4 protein-coding genes are annotated in these 2,684 nt (G+C 58.3%); all 4 read right to left on the bottom strand.

The window, feature by feature from the left end:
* On the bottom strand, nucleotides 1–728 hold a 728-nt coding region (locus NW820_RS04415), incomplete at its 3' end, for an undecaprenyl-diphosphate phosphatase (RefSeq protein ID WP_414406791.1).
* A 231-nt stretch (nucleotides 729–959) separates the two neighbouring features.
* Complete coding sequence (locus NW820_RS04420; protein WP_414374581.1) at nucleotides 960–1,478, bottom strand: DUF2808 domain-containing protein; 519 nt, start codon at nucleotides 1,476–1,478, stop codon at nucleotides 960–962.
* Between the two features lie 350 nt (nucleotides 1,479–1,828).
* Complete coding sequence (psbZ, locus tag NW820_RS04425; protein WP_011433643.1) at nucleotides 1,829–2,014, bottom strand: photosystem II reaction center protein PsbZ; 186 nt, start codon at nucleotides 2,012–2,014, stop codon at nucleotides 1,829–1,831.
* Nucleotides 2,015–2,156: 142 nt separating this feature from the next.
* On the bottom strand, nucleotides 2,157–2,684 hold a 528-nt coding region (locus NW820_RS04430), incomplete at its 5' end, for a queuosine precursor transporter (protein ID WP_414406792.1).

Below are 2,684 nucleotides of genomic sequence, written 5' to 3' on the forward strand. Positions count from 1 at the left end.
AGCCAATCGATAGACAAGTAGGAAAAGACGAAGGCCGAAAGCGTCCCCAACCCCTGCGGCAGCAGGGCCTCTGCCTCGAACTCGGAGATAAACTCCACAACCCCCGCCAAAAATAATGCCGGGATCCCCAGCAAGAAGGAGTAGCGAGCGGCAGCCGAGCGCTGCAAATGGAGAAACAGCCCTGCCGTCAGCGTCGAGCCGGAGCGCGACACCCCAGGGATCAGGGACAAAGCTTGGGCCAGCCCTACCCAGATCCCATCCCAAATGCCTAAGCTGTGAAGGTCTCGCTGGCGTTTGCCCGTTTGCTCTGCCCAGCCCAACAACACAGCCAAGCCGATGGCTGCGACGGCGATCACCCACAACTGGCGGGGCGGGGATCCCCAAATGGCCTTGATGGCCCACCCCACCACCACAATCGGCACCGTTCCCACCAAGATCCCGACCGACAGCCGCCAAGGCTCCTGCTGAAAATCTCGTTCTCGCCAAGCCTTCCAAGAGCCGAGGATCAACTGGCGCAGGTCAGAGGCAAAGTAGATCAGCACCGCCCCCAAACTGCCCAACTGGATCACCGCCGTAAACGAAGCGCCCGCATCCGGCCATCCCACCAAAGCCGGAAACACCCGCAGATGAGCCGTGCTGCTAATGGGCAGAAATTCGGTGATCCCTTGCACCATGCCCAAAATTAGAGCCTGCCACCAATCGGGATACCAAGTGTCAGCAAGCAACAAGGTAAACACTCCCCCACCCAAACTTGCCGGATTTGCACAATCCCCATTCTTAGAAAAACTCAGAACTCCGGCTTTTTCCAGCAGCCCATACCACGGCGAACAAACACTTGCAGAGGGATCCCACCCCAACTGGCCGGGAACTTGGGTGTCGCTGTCCCAGACCCGCAAAAGGGCTGTGCCTATAGGATCGCCGCAAAGATCAACAGTAGGTCAGATCATCGGGTCAATAGATCAGAAGCCAATCCGCTCTGGGTCTTCAATGGTAATCAGCCAGTTGCCCACATTCCGGAAGAGGGGGTTGGGTTCCGTACCCCGTACCCGCGCCTCCACACGGTAGATACCGGCAGATGAAGGGTTGCGCACGTTGGAGAGCACCAGACGGATCTCCTGACCGGCAGCAATGGGTTGACGGGCCACCACCTCTAGAGAGCGAAACTCCTCGTTCCAGTACACTTGATCCAGCTCTACAGGCCGGCCTTCTACCTCCAGGCGGACACTTTCCGGATCGATGCGGCCATCGAAATTCCTGTCCCCGTTGATCTGCACTTCTGCCACCGCCACATTCTGGGGGGGAATGGTCAGGCGATAGCGATCCAAACGACTGCGAACCCCGCCAAAATCGAGCCGATAGCTGAGGACAGGTACCCCTTCACTGCCGGTGATCACCAAACCCGACTGCGCCTCTGCAGAATGGGGCATCACCAGGGATCCCAGGCTCCCCATCAACAGGCCCGCCAAGGCCAGCCTCATTCCTCGCCGAGCAAGGCCAAGTTCCTGCGAACATTTCCCTGCTCTCATCACTGCTCTCAACACCCAAACCTCCGCTGGTTGAAACACCTCAGCACCTTCAAAGCTCACTAGCGCGGCCTGTAGACAGCCTGACCGATGGCAAGCAAGGCCGACGCCTCGCCGTCCATTGTAGAGGATGGGATCCCCTCTACCGAGAGAGCTTAAGGCTTATCGAGGTGCGGAAGTGCGTAGTTCGTCCAGGATCCCAGACAAAAACTTTGGGCCGCCACACCCACGGTGCAGCTCCCACGCAACGCTGATTGCGACCACAAGGTGACCTTCGGTGGATTGGCCCTCGCCCTTCTACGGCTTCACTTGAGGAAACTCAGCACCCCCACCCCGATCACCATCAGCACCCAGAGCAGGGATCCCACCAAAATCACATTCTTGGCCCGGCTCCAGTCGCTGGCTGAGCTGTAGAGCACCGGCACCGCCACCACCAACAGCAAGCTGTAAAGCACCAACACCAACAAAGCAATTTGGAAAACGAGCATCATCTTGCGGATCCCTCACAAAAGTCTTGTCTTGGATAAAAGCTCCCGGTAACACCGGATGGCAGCAGGATAAATAGGATGACGCTCTGACTATACCAAAATAGGATCCCTCTCAAGGCCAGATCCGTTGAGGCGGCTGATGGATTCATCTAGACACAGGCTGGAGGCGGAAGGGGTTAAAGTCGGTTGCCACATCGAAGTAGTCTTCTTGTTCTTGCTGCTTTAGCCAGCCGGTAATGGCATAGGTCAGGGGCGTGAACGCCGCCTCAACGGCACACTTGAACACATAGTTGGAGAGTATTAAGCTGCCCAGGCCAGGGAACACCCCCCAGAAGGCCAAGGTGACAAACAGTCCAGTATCCACCGCTTGGCCCACCAGGGTAGAGCCGATGGTGCGTGTCCACAGCCACCGTCCCCGCGTCCACACCTTCATGCGGGCCAGTACATAGGCGTTGGCAAAGCTGCCTCCCCAATAGGCGATTAAGCTGGCCAGCACAAGGCGGGGCGTCAGGCCCAGAATCTGGTCGTAGGCTTCTTGATAGGGCCAGTCGGGGGCGGCCGGCAGGGATCCCACGATCATGAATGTCACCGACATGAGGGCCGCCGAGATAAATCCCAGCCAGATCACCCGTCGCGAGCGGGCATAGCCATAGACTTCGGTGAGGATGTCGCC

This window comes from Synechococcus sp. R55.7, from assembly GCF_047461955.1.
Lineage (GTDB): Bacteria > Cyanobacteriota > Cyanobacteriia > Thermostichales > Thermostichaceae > Thermostichus.

What these genes read in the sequence shown, in the direction of transcription:
- NW820_RS04420 (WP_414374581.1), bottom strand. Translation starts at nt 1,478, where the DNA reads ATGAGGCTGGCCTTGGCGGGCCTGTTGATGGGGAGCCTGGGATCCCTG.
- psbZ (WP_011433643.1), bottom strand. Translation starts at nt 2,014, where the DNA reads ATGATGCTCGTTTTCCAAATTGCTTTGTTGGTGTTGGTGCTTTACAGC.